Consider the following 16,638-nt stretch of genomic DNA (forward strand, 5'->3'; position numbering starts at 1 on the left):
GTCGCTCAGATCACCGGGGGGCGGCCGAGGCGGGCCAGTCGGAACACGGTGCGCCAGCGCATCGGCTTCCGGCGCCCGCACTCGGTGCGCCAGCCCTCGGCGAAGCCGCCGAACCAGGCCCGCAGCCCGGAGAGGCCGCGGGTGCGGGCCAGCGTCAGGGCCACCCACACCCCCAGGTAGACGGGGACGAGCACCGCGGGCAGGTGACGGCGTGCCAGGTAGACCCGGTTACGGGCGTTGACCTGGTAGAAGAACGCGTGCCGGGCCGGGGAGGTCCGCGGGTGCTGGAGGAGCAGCTGGGGCGCGTAACGCACCCGCCAGTCGGCGTCGATCGCCCGCCAGGCCATGTCGGTCTCTTCGTGCGCGAAGAAGAACGCGTCCGGCCAGTGGCCGACCTCCTGCAGCATCTTCACGGACAGGACGTGGGCCCCGCCGAGGAAGCCGGTCACCAGGCCGCCGCGCATCGAGTCACCGGCCCGCAGCCGGGGCACGTGGCGGCGCTGGGTCACTCCGGTCTCGTCGGCGATACGGAAGCCGACGATCCCCAGCCGCGCATCCGCCGCGTACAGCGCGGTGATCGTGGAGAAGACGTCGTCGGAGACCAGCAGGCCGTCGTCGTCCAGGTCCAGCACCAGGTCCATGTCCGACAGGTGCTCCAAGGCGGCGTTGCGGCCGCCGGTCACCCCCAGGTTCTCCTCCAGCTGCACCGTCTCGACCCACGGCGGCAGATCGGGCATCGCACACCCGTTGGCCACCACCACCGTCCGCGCCGCCGCGGTCGTCTGCGCATGGACCGAGGCCAGCAGCTCCGCCAGCTCCTTGGGCCGGGTGCCCATCGTCAGGATCGCCACGCCCAGCTTCACGCCTGCCCTGTTCCCATCTGTGTGAAGGACGCCATGACCGATCGAACTCCGCCCGGCCGCGCCTGCCTGCATGAACTCGCCTCCCAGTGCCGACTGCCCGCCCACCAGCCGATGGACCAGATGACGCTTGGGTGGATTACGGACAACCGCCCGGCGAACTTCGACGCCGCGCCCAGCTTCCCACGCCCGGGACTCATGCTCGTACCGGCCAGGTCGTGGTTCACCACCGAGCGCCAGGCCGATTCCAACCACGGCGTCCGCCACAACGCCCGCGTCAGCCTGCTCGCCGTACTCCTGGCCCAGGAGTACGGGCTGGAGGGCGACGACGTCGCGGCGCTCTGTGCCGCCGGGGCAGTCCACGACTGCCGGCGGTGCGATGACCGGACCGACCCCGGTCACGGACAACGAGCGGCGGCGTGGTTCCGCCGCCGCACCGACACGGTCACCCGCGCGATGGGCTGCGAGGTTCCGGCGGCCGCGCTACACCGGGCGGCGCAGGCGATCGCCGTGCACGACGTGCCCTACGAAAACTTCACCGCACAGCAGAAGTGCGCCTACCGGCGCGCTCCGCATCTCGTCGACGTCCTCAAGGCGGCCGACTGCCTGGACCGCTATCGCCTGCCGCTTCAGCGGTGGTGGCCGGACCTGGCCCGGCTGCGCATTCCGGTGCCCGACTGGCTGCCCCCGGCCGCCTTTGCCCTCGTCGTGCGCAGCGAGCAGGCCGCCCTTGACGGAGCCGACCCCCAGCACGCCCTCGCCGACGCCCGACGCTTCCTCACCCCCGGCCAGTAGGAGACCTCTCGTGCCTCTTGTGGACACCGACCTCGACGACGCCCACACCGACTACACCCACCCCCGCATCCGCCCCGTCCCGGCCGGGTGTGCCGAGAGCGAGGACGACTGGCGGCGCCGACTACAGCACGACACCCCCGGCGGCCATCTGCTCGCCCACAACGCCATGACCCAGGCGCTCACCAGCGGTCGCCCGATCCATCTGATGCACACCACGACGGCCCTGGACGCCATCCGGGCCAGCGGCCAGCTTTACGCCTCCTCCGGATGCCTGCTCGCCGCGCTGTACTGTTCACCGCTGACCGAGACCCCCGCCGGCCTGCGTCCGCACAACCTCGGCGCCTACCTGCTACAGACCAAGTCGCACACTCAAACTCTGATGATCGAGATCAAGCCCACCGCCCCGGCGCCGGCCAAGGGCATCGACTACGTGCGGCTCGGCCGCGTCCACCTGGGCACCTACCTGGATCACCGCAGCTTCCTCACCAAGGCCGAGGACCTTTGGTTGCGCGGGAGAGCGCTGCACCAGATCCGTACGGCCGCCCCCTTCCTGGACGTGGCCCTGGCAGGCGCTGCCGGACGCAGGACGGCGCCGGGCACGTTTGTGGACCAGCTCGCCGCTGCCGTCCAGAATCTGCCGTTCCTGGGCTACGTGTACTTCGAGGTGCTGTCGGAGTACCTGATGCTCCACTCCACCAGCACCGAGACGAAGGCACTCGCGGAGGTCGGCGAGATGAACAACCGCCTCTACAAGCGTCTGGCGTTCTCCGCGGTCAGCGGCATGGACAAGCTGTTCGACCTGTCCCGCTTCCACCCCGACCACCAGCGCCTACACGACCTGATCGCCGACATCGAGCCCCCGCTCGCCCCCGGAGCAGCGCAGTACACCCGAGACCGCCTCTCCCACCTACTCACCGCCCTGGCCCTCGACCCCGGCCAGGACGCGACCACCTTCACCTTCCGCGACCAGGACTTCGACAGCCTTGCCAAGGCTGCGCCGTCCCTGCTGGGGCAGACACTCTTCCGCGAGATGCGCATTCTTCAGCGCTACCCGCAGCTCTACCTCGCCTTCGAGCAGGCCAAGGCCCTTCGGGCCTGGAACTACTGGAACCACCACCAGATCCGGGCGCCGTTCAACGGGTTCCTCCCCAAGGGCGAGATCGGCGTCAACCCTGCCTACCCCGCCGACTGCACGGTGTGGCTGGCGGAGACCTGCGAGCGGGGCCTGATCCACCCGGTCGACGAACTCGACGTCGCCTTCGTGCCCCGCATGGCGGACCTGGGCATGACCGCCATGCGACGGGACGCCACCGGCAAGGCCGCCGGGCATCCAGCCGCCGCCTGAACTGATCGCCCGGTTCCATTACCAGGCCCGCCCATCCCGCCGGACTGCTTCGCCGATGTTCGTGCGCCGTACACAGCGCCACCTTTACCGTCCAGCCCGAGTGCCGATCACAGAGGTGACGAAAGAGGCTGTGGAGTGGGGCGGAATCTGGGTCTGGACGGGGTGGTGGACTACTTCACCCTGTCCGGCGACGAGGCGGGATGGTTACGGAACAAGAGCGGGGCCACAAAGCTGGGCTTCGCCGTCCAGCTGAAGTTTTTGACCTGGCGCGGACGGTTCCCCAAGACCCGTCTGGAGTTGCCGCCCGACGCGGTCGAGCACGTCGCCAAGCAGGCCGGGGTCGCGGCCTCGGAGCTGGGGTTCTACGACTTCACCGACCGCACCGCCCAGCGGCACCGCACCGAACTGCGGAAGTTGACCGGCTGGCATGAGTGTTCGAAGACCGACACCCTCAAGCTCGTCTCCCACCTGGTGGACGCGAACTGGCACGACGAACGGCGCGACGAGCAGATACGGGCCGAGTTGTTCCGGCAGATGCGGCACGACCTGATCGAGCCCCCGACCCCGGACCAGGTCACGGCGATCATCCGCTCCGCGCTGCACCAGGCCGACGAGCGGGCCGTCGCCGAAGTCGCCGCACGCCTTGCGCGAGAAGAAGACTGTCCCCCGCCGGCTGGACGCGCTGGTCTTCACCGACCCGACCGGCGACGCCACCGAACGAGACGATACTGCGGCCGTGGACGGCGACAGCGCCGAAGAGGACGAAGACGACATCGAGTCGGTACTGGCCGACATCAAGGCCCATCCGGGCAACGTCAGCCTCAACTCGCTACTGGATGAGATATCCAAGCTCAAGCAGGTCCGCGCCGTCGGCGTCCCGGCCAAGGCGTTCACCGGCATCGGAGTACAGGTCATCAACGCCTGGTGGGCCCGCGCCTCGGCCGCCTCCCCAGCCACCTGCGGCGCTTCGACGCCCCCGTACGGCACGTCTTGCTCGCAGCCCTGCTGCTCCAGCGCCAGCGGGAGATCACCGACACCCTCGTGGAGCTGCTGAACTCCACCGTGCACCGCATCAACGCGCGGGCGGAGAAGAAGGTCACCGAGGCGTTTGTCGCCGAGTTCACCAAGGTCCGCGGCAAGGCCGGACTCCTCGGAAAGATCGCCACCGCCTCCCTCGGCGCCCCCCGAGGGCAGCGTGCGCGAGGTGGTCTATCCGGCCGTCGGCGGGGAAAAGACGCTCAAGGACCTGGTCGCCGAGATGAAGGCGACCAACGCGGAGTTCGCCCGCAACAAGCGGGAGGTCTTCAAGTCCTCCTACTCCAACCACTACCGCAGCGGGCTGATGAAGCTCCTCGGCGTGCTGGACTTCTGCTCCTCCAACGACCAGCACAAGCCCGTCATGGACGCCCTGGCCCTGATCGAGCGGCACAAGGACTCCTCCACCACCTACCTGCCGCTCGGCGAGACCATTCCGCTCGAAGGCGTCGTGCGCAAGGACTGGATGGAGTTCGCCATCTTCACCCCCGACAAGGGTCCCAAGCGCGTCATGCGCACCGTCTACGAGGCGTGCGTCTTCCAGGCCCTGCGGGACCGGCTGCGCTGTAAGGAGATCTGGGTGGCTGGCGCCGACAAGTGGTGCAACCCCGACGAGGACCTGCCCGACGACTTCGAGGTCCGGCGCGCGGAGTACTACGAGAAGCTGAACAAGCCGCGCGACGCGAAGCTGTTCATCGCCCAGCTCCAGAGCGAAATGCGCGCCGAGCTCGGCGCGCTGGACACCAAGCTGCCGAAGCTGCCATGGGTGACGATCAGCGGCAAGCACCGCAACGGCGCGATCAAGTTCACCGAGCCCGAACCCCAGAAGGAACCAAAGAACCTGCGCAATCTCAAGAAGGCGATCCGCAAGAAGTGGGACACCGTCGCCCTGATCGACATCCTCAAGGAAGCCGCCCTGCGCACCGGGATGCTCAAGGCCCTCGCCCCGGTCGGCACCCGCGAGGCGATCGATGAGGCGAAGCTCCTGGAACGCCTGCTTTTGATCGCCTACGCGTACGGCACCAACTCGGGGATCAGCTCGGTCGCCGCCGGCGAGCACGGGCACAGCGAGGAGGAACTCCGCTACACAGCGCGGCGCTACCTGACCACCGTCGGCCTCAAGGCCGCGGGCGTCGAGATCGCGAATGCCACCCCCTCGAGTGCGCCCGCGTGGTGTGGAACGACTGCCTGCGCGACCGGAAGCGAGCGCACGCGGCAGGACTGCCGTACGTGACGTCGGCCGAGTTGTCCCGGCTTCGCATCACCCAGGCCAAGCGCACCGAGGAACGCGTCTGGCTCGGTGACGTGTCAGCGGTCGTCCTGCAACAGTCCCTCCGGGACCTGGACACCGCCTACAAGAACTTCTTCGACTTGCTCAAGGGCAAGCGGCAGGGCCGCAAGGCCGACCCGCCCCGGTACAAATCGAAGAAGGACGCCCGGCAGTCGGTCCGCCTCAACACCAACGCCTTCTCCCTCCATGACGACGGCACGGTGTACGTGGCCAGGGTCGGCGACCTCAAGGTGAAGTGGTCGCGCCGGCTTCCGGCCGCGCCCACGTCCCTGACCGTCACCCAGGACAGCTGTGGCCGCTACTTCCTCAGCTTCGTCGTGGACACCGAGCCGGACATCCTCCCCGAATTGGAGGCGGAAGCCGGTATCGACCTCGGCCTGTCCGCCTTCGCCGTCCTGTCCGACGGCCGCAGGATCGACAGCCCCCGCTTCCTGCGCCGGGCGGAGAAGAAACTCAAGCGCCTTCAGCGGGACCTGTGCCGCAAGCAGAAGGGTTCGAAGAACCGGGCCAAGGCCCGCCTCAAGGTCGCCCGCCAGCACGCGCGTGTGGCGGACCGGCGCCGGGACTTCCACCACAAGGCATCCACACAGATCATCCGCGACAACCAAGCGGTGTATGTGGAAGACCTCGCGGTGGCCGGTCTCGGCCGCACCCGGCTCGCCAAGTCCGTGCACGACGCGGGCTGGTCCGCGTTCGTCGGCATGCTGGAGTACAAGGCGGTCAAGCACGGACGCACCTTCGCCAAGGTGGACCGGGCCTTCCCGTCCTCCCAGGTCTGTTCGGCCTGCGGATTTCGGGACGGGCCCAAGCCGCTGCACGTGAGGGAGTGGACGTGCAAGGAGTGCGGCACCGTGCACGACCGCGACCACAACGCGGCCCGCAACGTCCTCTTCGAAGGACGCCGAATCGTCGCCACCGGACGGGTGGAGACGCTAAACGCCTCGTGGAGCGCCGGTAGGACCAGGCCGAAAATCCCGGCACAGCGCGTTGAAACAGGAAGCCCCCGGAAGGGTCGGACGACCCAGGCCGGAATCCCTGGACTTTAGGCCAGGGAGCACGTCAAGAGGATCCCGCGCCGCCCGACGGGGAACGGGCCCTGCGCCGGGCACGCCTGACCCGGGACTACCCGGGTCAGGCGATCGACGCGCTCGTGGCGTCGGACGACTGAGCGGGCGGCACCGGCGGACCGGCCACCGGCGTATCCGGCCGCTCGCGCAGCGACAGCAGGACCCGTACCACCCAGATCCACATGACGCAGGAGCCGAACATGTGGGCGCCGACCAGGACCTCGGGCAGGTCCGTGAAGTACTGGACGTAGCCGATCACGCCCTGCGCGAGGATGATCAGGAACAGCTCGCGGGTGCGGTGCAGCGGGCCCTCGGGGGCGTCGACCGCCTTGAGGAGGAACCACAGGGCGAACGTCAGCGTCGCCACGACCCACGCCAGCACGGCGTGCAGCTTGCTGACCATCTCCGAGTCCACCGGCATCCGCGCGACCTCGCTGGAGTCGCCCGCGTGCGGCCCCGCACCGGTCACCACCGTGCCGACCGCGATCAGCAGTACGGAGGCGATCACCAGGAACCACACCAGCTGCCGTACCGGCTTGCCGACCAGCGGCCGAGGTTCCCCGTCGCCCTCGCGGACGCGCTGCCACATCACGGCGGCGACCGCGATCAGCGCGGAGGAGAGCAGGAAGTGCGCCGCGACCGTGTACGGGTTCAGGCCGACCAGGACCACGATGCCGCCGAGGATCGCATTGCCCATCACGATCCAGAACTGCGCCCAGCCCAGCCGCGTCAGGCCGCGCCGGAACGGCTTCTCGGAGCGCACGGCGACGATCGCCCAGCCGACGGCGGCACACAGCACGTACGTCAGCAGCCGGTTGCCGAACTCGATGACACCGTGCACCCCCATCTCGCGGGTGGAGGTGAGGGAGTCATCGGTGCATTTGGGCCAGGTCGGGCAGCCCAGACCGGAGCCGGTCAGCCGCACCGCACCGCCGGTGACCACGATGACCACCGACATGACGAGCGCGGCGAGGACCGCCCGCCGGACCGTCCGGGGATCCGGGGACCAGCGTGCGGCGATGAAGGCGAGGGGGCTGCGCAGGGCCGCCTGGGCGTCGGCGCGGGTCAGGTTTGGCACACGACCCATCGTAGGGCGCCGCTTGTGCATGCTTTCACGAGGGTCCGCCCTGTGGCGGTTCCGTCCCGTTTCCGCCGCCCGCTCACTCCCAGCGGAAGAACCTGCCGGCCGCCGCCAGCCCCGCGATCGCCCACACGGCGAGGATCGCGACCTGGCCCCACGGCAGCCCCGCCCCGTCCTGGAGCACGTCCCGCAGGCCCTCCGACAGGGCCGAGATCGGCAGCAGCCCGAGGACGCTCTGCGCACCGTCCGGGAAGTTGTCCAGTGGCACGACAACCCCGCCGCCGACGAGCAGCAGCAGGAACACCAGGTTGGCGGCGGCGAGCGTCGCCTCGGCCTTCAGGGTGCCCGCCATCAGCAGACCGAGCCCCGAGAAGGCGGCCGTGCCCAGCACCAGCAGCACAAACACCGCGAACGGGTTGCCCTGCGGCGACCAGCCCAGCGCGAACGCGATCACCGTCAGCAAGGCGATCTGGAGCACCTCGGTGACCAGCACCGAAAGCGTCTTCGCGGTCATCAGCGCCCAGCGCGGCAGCGGCGACGACGCCAGCCGCTTCAGCACCCCGTACCGGCGCTCGAAACCGGTGGCGATGGCCTGCCCCGTGAACGCCGTCGACATCACCGCCAGCGCGAGGACACCGGGGGTGAGGAAGTCCACGGCCTCGCCCGTGCCGGTGTCCACGATGTCCACCGTGCTGAACAGCACCAGCAGCAGCGTGGGGATGACCACGGTGAGCAGCAACTGCTCGCCGTTGCGCAGCAGCATCTTCGTCTCGAGTGCCGCCTGCGCCGCGATCATGCGGGGGAGCGGTGCCGCGCCCGGCTTCGGCGCGTAGGCGCCGGTCGCACGGGTCCCGGTGGGTGCCGGTTTCACCGGATTCATGAGCGCAGCTCCTTGCCCGTCAGTTCCAGGCTGTGTCTTCCCGGGGGACGACCCCCGGACCCCCGGCCGGTCTCCGTGCGGACCCGGATCATGAACGCAGCTCCTTGCCCGTCAGTTCCAGGAAGACATCCTCCAGGGTGTGCCGTTCGACCGAGATCCGGTCCGGCAGCACGCCGTGCTGTGCGCACCAGGACGTGACCGTGGCGAGCAGTTGCGGGTCCACCTCGCCGACCACCCGGTACGAGCCCGGGGTCAGCTCGTCGGCCTGGGAGTCGGGCGGCAGCGCCTTGAGCAGAGACGCCACGTCCAGTCCCGGCCGGCCCGAGAAGCGCAGGGTGTTCTCGGCGCCGCCCCGGCACAGCTCCTCGGGGCTGCCCTGGGCCACCACCCGGCCGGCGTCGATGATCGCGACGTCGTCGGCGAGCTGTTCGGCCTCGTCCATGTGGTGCGTCGTGAGGATGACGGAGACCCCGTCGGCGCGCAGATCCCGTACGAGGTCCCAGGTGGCGCGGCGGGCCTGCGGGTCGAGTCCGGCGGTCGGCTCGTCCAGGAAGACCAGTTCCGGGCGCCCGACCACGGCCATCGCCAGCGCGAGCCGCTGCTGCTGGCCGCCGGAGAGCCGCCGGTAGGTCGTACGGCCGCAGGAGCCGAGTCCGAGACGCTCGATCAGCGCGTCCACGTCCAGGGGGTGCGCGTGCAGCTTGGCCATGTGCCGGAGCATCTCGTCGGCCCGCGCGCCGGAGTAGACGCCGCCGGACTGGAGCATCACGCCGACGCGGGGTCGGAGCGCGGCCGACTGCCGCACCGGGTCCAGGCCCAGGACGCGCACCGCGCCGGAGTCCGGCCGCCGGTATCCCTCGCAGGTCTCCACCGTGGTCGTCTTGCCCGCCCCGTTGGGTCCGAGCACGGCCGTCACGCCCTGCCGTGCCACCAGGTCGAGGCCGTCCACCGCGGTCTTCGTGCCGTACCGCTTCACCAGGGCCTGCACCTGGACCACGGGCTCACTTCGCATGGGTCACGAGTCTAGGTACGGGCCGGGGACCTCAGACCGGCGGGTTCGGGAACTCCTCCGTACGGGGACGGTGCAGTTCCAGCCACCGCTGCGCGTAGGCCACCGCGTCCGGCAGCGGGAACAGCCGCGCCTCGGCCGCCCCGACCCTGCTGCGGACGACGGGACGGTCCACGGGGCGGTCCACGGGGCGGTCCCGTGCACCGGGCGTCCGGCCGGATCCGTACCGTCTCCGGGGCGATTCCCACCCCGCGGGCGGGGGTGGTCGCCGGGCCGCACACCGAGCTCGGCGAGTCCGGCGGTGAGGGTGTCCCGGGTGACAAGAGGGCCGGTCGGCGGGGGTGCGGGCATGCTCGGGAGTGTCCCGGAAGGGGCCCGGGGACGCCACCGATTTGATTGATCAAAGATCGTTTCCGCAGGTCGCCTTAGGTTTGCCTAAGTGATGCAGTGCACCCCGGGCGGATCATGCGCGGCTTGCCCGGTCCGGATGAATTACGCAACAATGGTGTTGTGAAAAACGTCGGCGAGGCTCCCCAGGAGGAACTTGCGACCGGTGAGCGGTCCACCCGCAACCGGGTCGTCCGCTCCGTCCTGGACCACGGCCCGTCGACCGTCTCCGAACTCGCCCAGCGGCTCGGGCTGACCCAGGCGGCCGTCCGCCGGCACCTCGACGCCCTGGCCGCCGACGGAATCGTGGAGGCGCGTGAGCGGCGGGTCTACGGCGCACGCACGCGCGGACGCCCGGCCAAGGTCTTCGCCCTCACCGACTGCGGGCGGGACGCCTTCGATCAGTCGTACGACGAACTGGCCGTGGACGCCCTGCAGTGGATCGGCGAGCGGGAGGGCGGCGACGAGGCGATCGCCGCGTTCGCCCGCGCCCGGATCGCCGCCCAGGCCGGCTCGTACCGCGAGGCGGTGGAGGCGGCGGGCCCCGAGGAGCGCGCCCAGGCCCTGGCCAGGGCGCTCACCGCGGACGGGTACGCTGCCACCGCGCGCAGCGCCCCCCACCCGCAGCAGGGCGAGCAGCTGTGCCAGCACCACTGCCCGGTCGCCCACGCCGCCGAGCGGTTTCCGCAACTCTGCGAGGCGGAGACGGAATTTTTCGCCGAGCTGCTCGGTACGCATGTCCAGCGGCTGGCCACCATCGCCCACGGCGACGGTGTCTGCACCACCTTCATCCCGAAGTCCTCGACGGTTTCGGGGGCCGCGGGGGCCTCACCGCCCCCGAAGCCCCCGAAACCACCGGAGCCTTCGAAACCCCCGAGAACGTCCGGGGCGAAGTCCGAGAAGCCTTCGCCCCACATCCACAACGCAACCGCATCCGCCAGCACGGCCGGGAGGAACCCCGCATGACTCTCCCCACGGAGACTGCCCACCCCGAACTCGAGGGCCTGGGTACGTACGAATTCGGCTGGGCCGACTCCGACACGGCAGGCGCCGCGGCCAAGCGCGGTCTGAGCGAGAACGTCGTCCGCGACATCTCCGCGAAGAAGAACGAGCCGGAGTGGATGCTGAAGCTGCGGCTCAAGGGCCTGCGCCTGTTCGACAAGAAGCCCATGCCCAACTGGGGCTCGGACCTGTCGGGCATCGACTTCGACAACATCAAGTACTTCGTGCGCTCCACCGAGAAGCAGGCCGCCTCCTGGGAGGACCTGCCCGAGGACATCAAGAACACCTACGACCGGCTCGGCATCCCCGAGGCGGAGAAGCAGCGCCTGGTCGCCGGTGTCGCCGCGCAGTACGAGTCCGAGGTCGTCTACCACCAGATCCGCGAGGACCTGGAGGAGCAGGGCGTCATCTTCCTCGACACGGACACCGCGCTGAAGGAGCACCCGGAGCTCTTCCAGGAGTACTTCGGCACCGTCATCCCGGTCGGCGACAACAAGTTCGCGTCGCTGAACTCGGCCGTGTGGTCCGGCGGTTCGTTCATCTACGTCCCCAAGGGCGTCCAGGTGGACATCCCGCTCCAGGCCTACTTCCGGATCAACACCGAGAACATGGGCCAGTTCGAGCGGACGCTGATCATCGTCGACGAGGACGCCTACGTCCACTACGTCGAGGGCTGCACCGCCCCGATCTACACCTCGGACTCGCTGCACAGCGCCGTCGTCGAGATCATCGTCAAGAAGGGCGGCCGCTGCCGCTACACGACCATCCAGAACTGGTCGAACAACGTCTACAACCTGGTCACCAAGCGCGCCGTGGCCTACGAGGGCGCGACCATGGAGTGGGTCGACGGCAACATCGGCTCCAAGGTGACGATGAAGTACCCGGCCGTCTACCTCATGGGTGAGCACGCCAAGGGCGAGACCCTGTCCATCGCCTTCGCCGGCGAGGGCCAGCACCAGGACGCCGGCGCCAAGATGGTCCACATGGCCCCGAACACCTCGTCGAACATCGTCTCCAAGTCGGTGGCGCGCGGTGGCGGCCGCACCTCCTACCGCGGCCTGATCGAGATCGGTGAGGGCGCCTCCGGCGCCAAGTCCAACGTGCTGTGCGACGCGCTGCTCGTGGACACCATCTCCCGCTCGGACACCTACCCCTACGTCGACGTCCGCGAGGACGACGTGTCCATGGGCCACGAGGCGACCGTCTCCAAGGTCTCCGAGGACCAGCTCTTCTACCTGATGAGCCGCGGTCTGTCCGAGTTCGAGGCGATGGCGATGATCGTCCGCGGCTTCGTCGAGCCGATCGCCAAGGAACTGCCGATGGAGTACGCGCTGGAGCTCAACCGGCTGATCGAGCTGCAGATGGAAGGCGCGGTCGGCTGACCCGCCGCCCCGCCCCCGTCGACCGGTCGACTCGACCCTGTTGGCCGGTCGACCCGACCCGCCCCGTCGGACAGCACACGTCCCCCTCAGAAAGAGAGCACTACGACAGCCATGGCTGAGGTCCAGAATCTCCCGGTGGGCTCCACCACCGCCGGCTCGATCGCGGTGGCCGCCGAGTCGACCGTCGCCACCCGTATGAGCGCGCCCCCGTCCTTCGACGTGGCGGACTTCCCGGTCCCGCACGGCCGCGAGGAGGAATGGCGGTTCACCCCGCTGGAGCGCCTGCGCGGCCTGCACGACGGCACCGCCGTCGCCACCGGCGAAGGCGTCAAGATCGCCGTCGAGGCACCCGAGGGCGTCCGCGTCGAGGCCATCGGCCGCGACGACGCGCGGCTCGGCCGGACCGGCAAGCCGGTGGACCGCGTCGCCGCCCAGGCGTACAGCGCCTTCGAGCAGGCCTCGGTCGTGACCGTGCCGAAGGAGACCGTGCTCACCGAGCCGATCCGCATCGCGGTGCACGGCGAGGGCGGCACCGCTTACGGCCACCAGGTGATCGAACTCGGCGCCTTCGCCGAGGCGGTCGTCGTCATCGACCACACCGGTGACGCGGTGCTCGCCGCCAACGTCGAGTACGTCCTCGGCGACGGCGCCAAGCTCACCGTCGTCTCCGTCCAGGACTGGGACGACAAGGCCGTGCACGTCGCCCAGCACAACGCCCTCGTCGGCCGCGACGCCTCCTTCAAGTCGGTCGTCGTCACCTTCGGCGGCGACCTGGTCCGGCTGCACCCGCGGGTGGTCTACGCGGGCACCGGCGGCGAGGCCGAGCTGTTCGGCCTGTACTTCACCGACGCCGGCCAGCACCAGGAGCACCGCCTCCTGGTCGACCACAACGTTCCGCACTGCAAGTCCAACGCCGTCTACAAGGGTGCGCTCCAGGGCGAGGGCGCGCACGCCGTGTGGATCGGCGACGTGCTCATCGAGGCCAGGGCCGAGGGCACCGACACCTACGAGATGAACCGCAACCTCGTCCTCACCGACGGCGCCCGCGTCGACTCCGTGCCCAACCTGGAGATCGAGACCGGCGAGATCGTCGGCGCCGGCCACGCCTCCGCGACCGGCCGCTTCGACGACGAACAGCTCTTCTACCTGATGGCCCGCGGCATTTCCGAGCAGGACGCCCGACGCCTGGTGGTCCGCGGCTTCTTCGCCGAGCTGGTCCAGCAGATCGGCGTCCCGGACATCGAGGAGCGCCTGATCGCCAAGATCGAGGAGGAGCTGGAGGCATCGGTCGGATGACCTTCCAACGCGCCTGCGGGCTGAGCGAGCTGGAGGAGGACACCCCGAAAAGGGTGGAACTCGACGGCACGCCGGTCTCCCTCGTGCACACCGAGGGCGAGGTGTTCGCGATCAACGACATCTGTTCGCACGCGAACGTCTCCCTCTCGGAGGGCGAGGTCGACGACTGCCACATCGAGTGCTGGCTGCACGGCTCGCGCTTCGACCTCCGCTCGGGCAAGCCCGACAGTCTTCCGGCCACGCGCCCCGTCCCCGTATACCCCGTAAAGATCGAAGGGGACGACGTGCTCGTCTCCCTCACCCAGGAGTCCTGAGGCACCCATGGCAACGCTTGAAATCCGAGACCTGCACGTCACCGTCGAGGCCGACAACGCCACGAAGGAAATCCTCAAGGGCGTCGACCTCACCGTGAAGCAGGGCGAGACGCACGCCATCATGGGCCCCAACGGCTCCGGCAAGTCGACCCTCGCCTACGCCCTGGCCGGTCACCCCAAGTACACCGTGTCCGGCGGCAGCGTCACCCTCGACGGCGAGGACGTCCTGGAGATGTCCGTCGACGAGCGCGCCCGCGCCGGCCTGTTCCTCGCCATGCAGTACCCGGTCGAGGTCCCCGGCGTCTCCGTCTCCAACTTCCTGCGCACCTCCGCCACCGCCATCCGCGGCGAGGCCCCCAAGCTGCGCACCTGGGTGAAGGAGGTCAAGGAGACCATGGAGCGCCTCCACATGGACCCCGCCTTCGCCGAGCGCAACGTCAACGAGGGCTTCTCCGGCGGTGAGAAGAAGCGCCACGAGATCCTCCAGCTGGAGCTCCTCAAGCCGAAGATCGCGATCCTCGACGAGACCGACTCCGGCCTGGACGTCGACGCGCTGCGCATCGTCTCCGAGGGCGTCAACCGCGTCCGCGAGTCCGGCGAGGTCGGCACCCTGCTGATCACGCACTACACGCGCATTCTGCGCTACATCAAGCCCGACTACGTCCACGTGTTCGCCGACGGGCGGATCGCCGAGTCCGGCGGCGCCGAGCTCGCGGACAAGCTGGAGAACGAGGGCTACGAGGCATACGCGAAGGGTGGAGCATCCGCGTGACACAGCTGCCGGGCCTCCTCACCGAGCCCAGGCTCCTTGACGAGGCCATCCGAGGCGACTTCCCCATCCTGGACCGCCAGGTCCACGACGGCCGGAAGCTCGTCTACCTGGACAACGCGGCGACCAGCCAGAAGCCGCGTCAGGTACTGGACGCGCTCAGTGAGTACTACGAGCGCTACAACGCCAACGTCCACCGCGGTGTGCATGTGCTCGCCGAGGAGGCCACGGCGCTGTACGAGGGCGCGCGCGACAAGGTCGCGGAGTTCATCAACGCGCCCTCCCGCAACGAGGTGATCTTCACCAAGAACGCCTCGGAGTCGCTCAACCTCGTGGCGAACATGCTGGGCTGGGCCGACGAGCCCTACCGGGTGGACCACGAGACCGAGATCGTCATCACGGAGATGGAGCACCACTCCAACATCGTGCCGTGGCAGCTGCTCGCGCAGCGCACCGGCGCGAAGCTGAAGTGGTTCGGCCTCACCGACGACGGCCGCCTCGACCTGTCCAACATCGACGAGATCATCACCGAGAAGACGAAGATCGTCTCCTTCGTGCTGGTGTCCAACATCCTGGGCACCGTCAACCCGGTCGAGGCGATCGTGCGCCGCGCCCAGGAGGTCGGCGCGCTGGTGTGCATCGACGCCTCCCAGGCCGCCCCGCACATGCCGGTGGACGTACAGGCCCTCCAGGCCGACTTCGTGGCCTTCACCGGCCACAAGATGTGCGGCCCGACCGGCATCGGCGTCCTGTGGGGCCGCCAGGAGCTGCTCGAGGACCTGCCGCCGTTCCTCGGCGGCGGCGAGATGATCGAGACCGTGTCGATGCACTCGTCGACCTACGCCCCCGCGCCGCACAAGTTCGAGGCGGGCACCCCGCCGATCGCCCAGGCGGTCGGTCTCGGTGCCGCGATCGACTACCTGAGCGCGATCGGCATGGACAAGATCCTCGCCCACGAGCACGCGCTCACCGAGTACGCGGTCAAGCGGCTGGCAGAGATCCCGGACCTGCGCATCATCGGCCCCGACACGGCCGAGGACCGCGGCGCCGCGATCTCCTTCACGCTGGGCGACATCCACCCGCACGACGTGGGCCAGGTCCTCGACGAGCAGGGCATCGCGGTCCGGGTCGGCCACCACTGCGCGCGGCCGGTCTGCCTGCGGTACGGAATTCCCGCGACCACGCGAGCGTCGTTCTATCTGTACTCCACCCCGGCCGAGATCGATGCTCTGGTCGACGGACTGGAGCACGTACGGAACTTCTTCGGCTGAGGGGCTGGCTGCGCGTGAAGCTTGATTCGATGTACCAGGAAGTCATCCTGGACCACTACAAGAACCCGCACGGGCGGGGCTTGCGGGACGGCGATGCCGAGGTGCACCACGTCAACCCGACGTGCGGCGACGAGATCACACTGCGGGTGAAGTACGACGGCACGACGATCAGTGACGTCTCGTACGAGGGGCAGGGCTGCTCCATCAGCCAGGCCTCGGCCTCCGTGCTGAACGACCTGCTGGTAGGCAAGGACCTCGCCACGGCGCAGCGGATCCAGGAGACCTTCCTGGAGCTCATGCAGTCCAGGGGCAAGGTCGAGCCGGACGACGCGATGGAGGAGACCCTGGAGGACGCGGTCGCGTTCGCCGGGGTGTCCAAGTACCCCGCCCGCGTCAAGTGCGCCCTCCTCAGCTGGATGGCGTGGAAGGACGCGACAGCCCAGGCCCTGGGCCCCGACGCCGAAAGGACAACGGCATGAGCGAGACCGTGGAGATGAAGCCGGCCTCGGAGGAAGAAGTCCGTGAGGCCCTGTTGGACGTCGTCGACCCCGAACTGGGCATCGACGTCGTCAACCTCGGCCTGATCTACGGCGTCCACGTCGACGACACCAACGTGGCGACCATCGACATGACCCTGACGTCCGCGGCCTGTCCGCTGACCGACGTCATCGAGGACCAGGCCAAGTCCGCCACGGACGGCCTGGTCAGCGAGCTGCGCATCAACTGGGTGTGGATGCCGCCGTGGGGCCCCGACAAGATCACCGACGACGGCCGCGATCAGCTGAGGGCACTCGGCTTCAACGTCTGAGACGCCGGTCCCGGGGTTGCCACATGGCCCCCGGCACCCGTGAATC

18 protein-coding genes and 1 pseudogene are annotated in these 16,638 nt (G+C 69.3%); 14 read left to right on the forward strand and 5 right to left on the reverse strand.

Going from position 1 to position 16,638, the window contains the following annotated elements; translation table 11 throughout:
- Positions 1–5: 5 nt before the first annotated feature.
- Positions 6–836, reverse strand: coding sequence for a glycosyltransferase family 2 protein (locus tag ACFPZI_RS13155; RefSeq protein ID WP_381362944.1), 831 nt, complete (start codon positions 834–836; stop codon positions 6–8).
- A 60-nt stretch (positions 837–896) separates the two neighbouring features.
- Here ACFPZI_RS13155 and ACFPZI_RS13160 point away from each other — a divergent pair, with 60 nt between their 5' ends.
- The 6 genes and pseudogenes from ACFPZI_RS13160 to ACFPZI_RS13185 all read left to right on the forward strand — a co-directional run.
- Entirely contained in the window at positions 897–1,655 is a 759-nt protein-coding gene (locus tag ACFPZI_RS13160) for a hypothetical protein (protein ID WP_381362564.1), read from the forward strand.
- Between the two features lie 10 nt (positions 1,656–1,665).
- On the forward strand, positions 1,666–3,000 hold the full coding sequence (locus ACFPZI_RS13165; RefSeq protein ID WP_381362567.1) for a hypothetical protein: 1,335 nt from the start codon (positions 1,666–1,668) through the stop codon (positions 2,998–3,000).
- 165 nt (positions 3,001–3,165) lie between these two features.
- On the forward strand, positions 3,166–3,840 hold the full coding sequence (locus ACFPZI_RS13170) for a DUF4158 domain-containing protein (RefSeq protein WP_381362946.1): 675 nt from the start codon (positions 3,166–3,168) through the stop codon (positions 3,838–3,840).
- On the forward strand, positions 3,737–4,054 hold the full coding sequence (locus tag ACFPZI_RS13175) for a hypothetical protein (RefSeq protein WP_381362966.1): 318 nt from the start codon (positions 3,737–3,739) through the stop codon (positions 4,052–4,054). Before ACFPZI_RS13170 ends, ACFPZI_RS13175 begins: the two co-directional genes overlap by 104 nt.
- Before the next feature lie 909 nt (positions 4,055–4,963).
- Positions 4,964–5,269 (forward strand): Tn3 family transposase, encoded by a 306-nt coding sequence (locus tag ACFPZI_RS13180; RefSeq protein WP_381362948.1) that lies wholly within the window; start codon positions 4,964–4,966, stop codon positions 5,267–5,269.
- A pseudogene (locus tag ACFPZI_RS13185) lies at positions 5,197–6,372 on the forward strand (RNA-guided endonuclease InsQ/TnpB family protein); the annotation flags it as partial. The gene ACFPZI_RS13180 and the pseudogene ACFPZI_RS13185, both read left to right, overlap by 73 nt.
- An 85-nt stretch (positions 6,373–6,457) precedes the next feature.
- Here the strand turns inward: ACFPZI_RS13185 and ACFPZI_RS13190 are convergent.
- The 4 genes from ACFPZI_RS13190 to ACFPZI_RS13205 all read right to left on the reverse strand — a co-directional run bounded on the left by ACFPZI_RS13190 (position 6,458) and on the right by ACFPZI_RS13205 (position 9,550).
- A complete protein-coding gene (locus tag ACFPZI_RS13190; RefSeq protein ID WP_381362569.1) occupies positions 6,458–7,480 on the reverse strand; it encodes a COX15/CtaA family protein in 1,023 nt (340 codons plus the stop codon).
- 73 nt (positions 7,481–7,553) lie between these two features.
- Positions 7,554–8,354 carry an ABC transporter permease gene (locus ACFPZI_RS13195; protein WP_381362572.1) on the reverse strand — a complete coding sequence of 267 codons (801 nt, stop codon included), beginning with the start codon at positions 8,352–8,354 and terminating at the stop codon, positions 7,554–7,556.
- 88 nt (positions 8,355–8,442) lie between these two features.
- A complete protein-coding gene (locus ACFPZI_RS13200) occupies positions 8,443–9,366 on the reverse strand; it encodes an ABC transporter ATP-binding protein (RefSeq protein ID WP_381362574.1) in 924 nt (307 codons plus the stop codon).
- 31 nt (positions 9,367–9,397) lie between these two features.
- On the reverse strand, positions 9,398–9,550 hold the full coding sequence (locus tag ACFPZI_RS13205) for a hypothetical protein (protein WP_381362576.1): 153 nt from the start codon (positions 9,548–9,550) through the stop codon (positions 9,398–9,400).
- 323 nt (positions 9,551–9,873) lie between these two features.
- Here ACFPZI_RS13205 and ACFPZI_RS13210 point away from each other — a divergent pair, with 323 nt between their 5' ends.
- The 8 genes from ACFPZI_RS13210 (at position 9,874) to ACFPZI_RS13245 (ending at position 16,592) form a co-directional block, all read left to right on the forward strand.
- Positions 9,874–10,716, forward strand: a complete 843-nt coding sequence (locus ACFPZI_RS13210; protein WP_381362578.1) for a helix-turn-helix transcriptional regulator — start codon at positions 9,874–9,876, stop codon at positions 10,714–10,716.
- A complete protein-coding gene (sufB, locus tag ACFPZI_RS13215) occupies positions 10,713–12,134 on the forward strand; it encodes a Fe-S cluster assembly protein SufB (protein WP_381362581.1) in 1,422 nt (473 codons plus the stop codon). Before ACFPZI_RS13210 ends, sufB begins: the two co-directional genes overlap by 4 nt.
- A gap of 111 nt (positions 12,135–12,245) precedes the next feature.
- Positions 12,246–13,430, forward strand: coding sequence for a Fe-S cluster assembly protein SufD (sufD, locus tag ACFPZI_RS13220; protein ID WP_381362584.1), 1,185 nt, complete (start codon positions 12,246–12,248; stop codon positions 13,428–13,430).
- The gene (locus ACFPZI_RS13225; RefSeq protein WP_381362587.1) at positions 13,427–13,744 is read left to right on the forward strand and encodes a non-heme iron oxygenase ferredoxin subunit; all 318 of its coding nucleotides are present in this window, start codon (positions 13,427–13,429) and stop codon (positions 13,742–13,744) included. The genes sufD and ACFPZI_RS13225 overlap by 4 nt, the downstream gene beginning before the upstream one ends.
- Before the next feature lie 7 nt (positions 13,745–13,751).
- On the forward strand, positions 13,752–14,516 hold the full coding sequence (gene sufC, locus ACFPZI_RS13230; protein ID WP_381362589.1) for a Fe-S cluster assembly ATPase SufC: 765 nt from the start codon (positions 13,752–13,754) through the stop codon (positions 14,514–14,516).
- Entirely contained in the window at positions 14,513–15,784 is a 1,272-nt protein-coding gene (locus tag ACFPZI_RS13235; RefSeq protein ID WP_381362590.1) for a cysteine desulfurase, read from the forward strand. The genes sufC and ACFPZI_RS13235 overlap by 4 nt, the downstream gene beginning before the upstream one ends.
- Before the next feature lie 14 nt (positions 15,785–15,798).
- Complete coding sequence (gene sufU, locus ACFPZI_RS13240; RefSeq protein WP_381362593.1) at positions 15,799–16,263, forward strand: Fe-S cluster assembly sulfur transfer protein SufU; 465 nt, start codon at positions 15,799–15,801, stop codon at positions 16,261–16,263.
- Positions 16,260–16,592, forward strand: coding sequence for a metal-sulfur cluster assembly factor (locus ACFPZI_RS13245; protein ID WP_332426576.1), 333 nt, complete (start codon positions 16,260–16,262; stop codon positions 16,590–16,592). The genes sufU and ACFPZI_RS13245 overlap by 4 nt, the downstream gene beginning before the upstream one ends.
- Positions 16,593–16,638: the final 46 nt, after the last annotated feature.

The organism is Streptomyces chlorus, from assembly GCF_042655885.1.
In the GTDB taxonomy this organism is placed as follows: domain Bacteria; phylum Actinomycetota; class Actinomycetes; order Streptomycetales; family Streptomycetaceae; genus Streptomyces; species Streptomyces chlorus.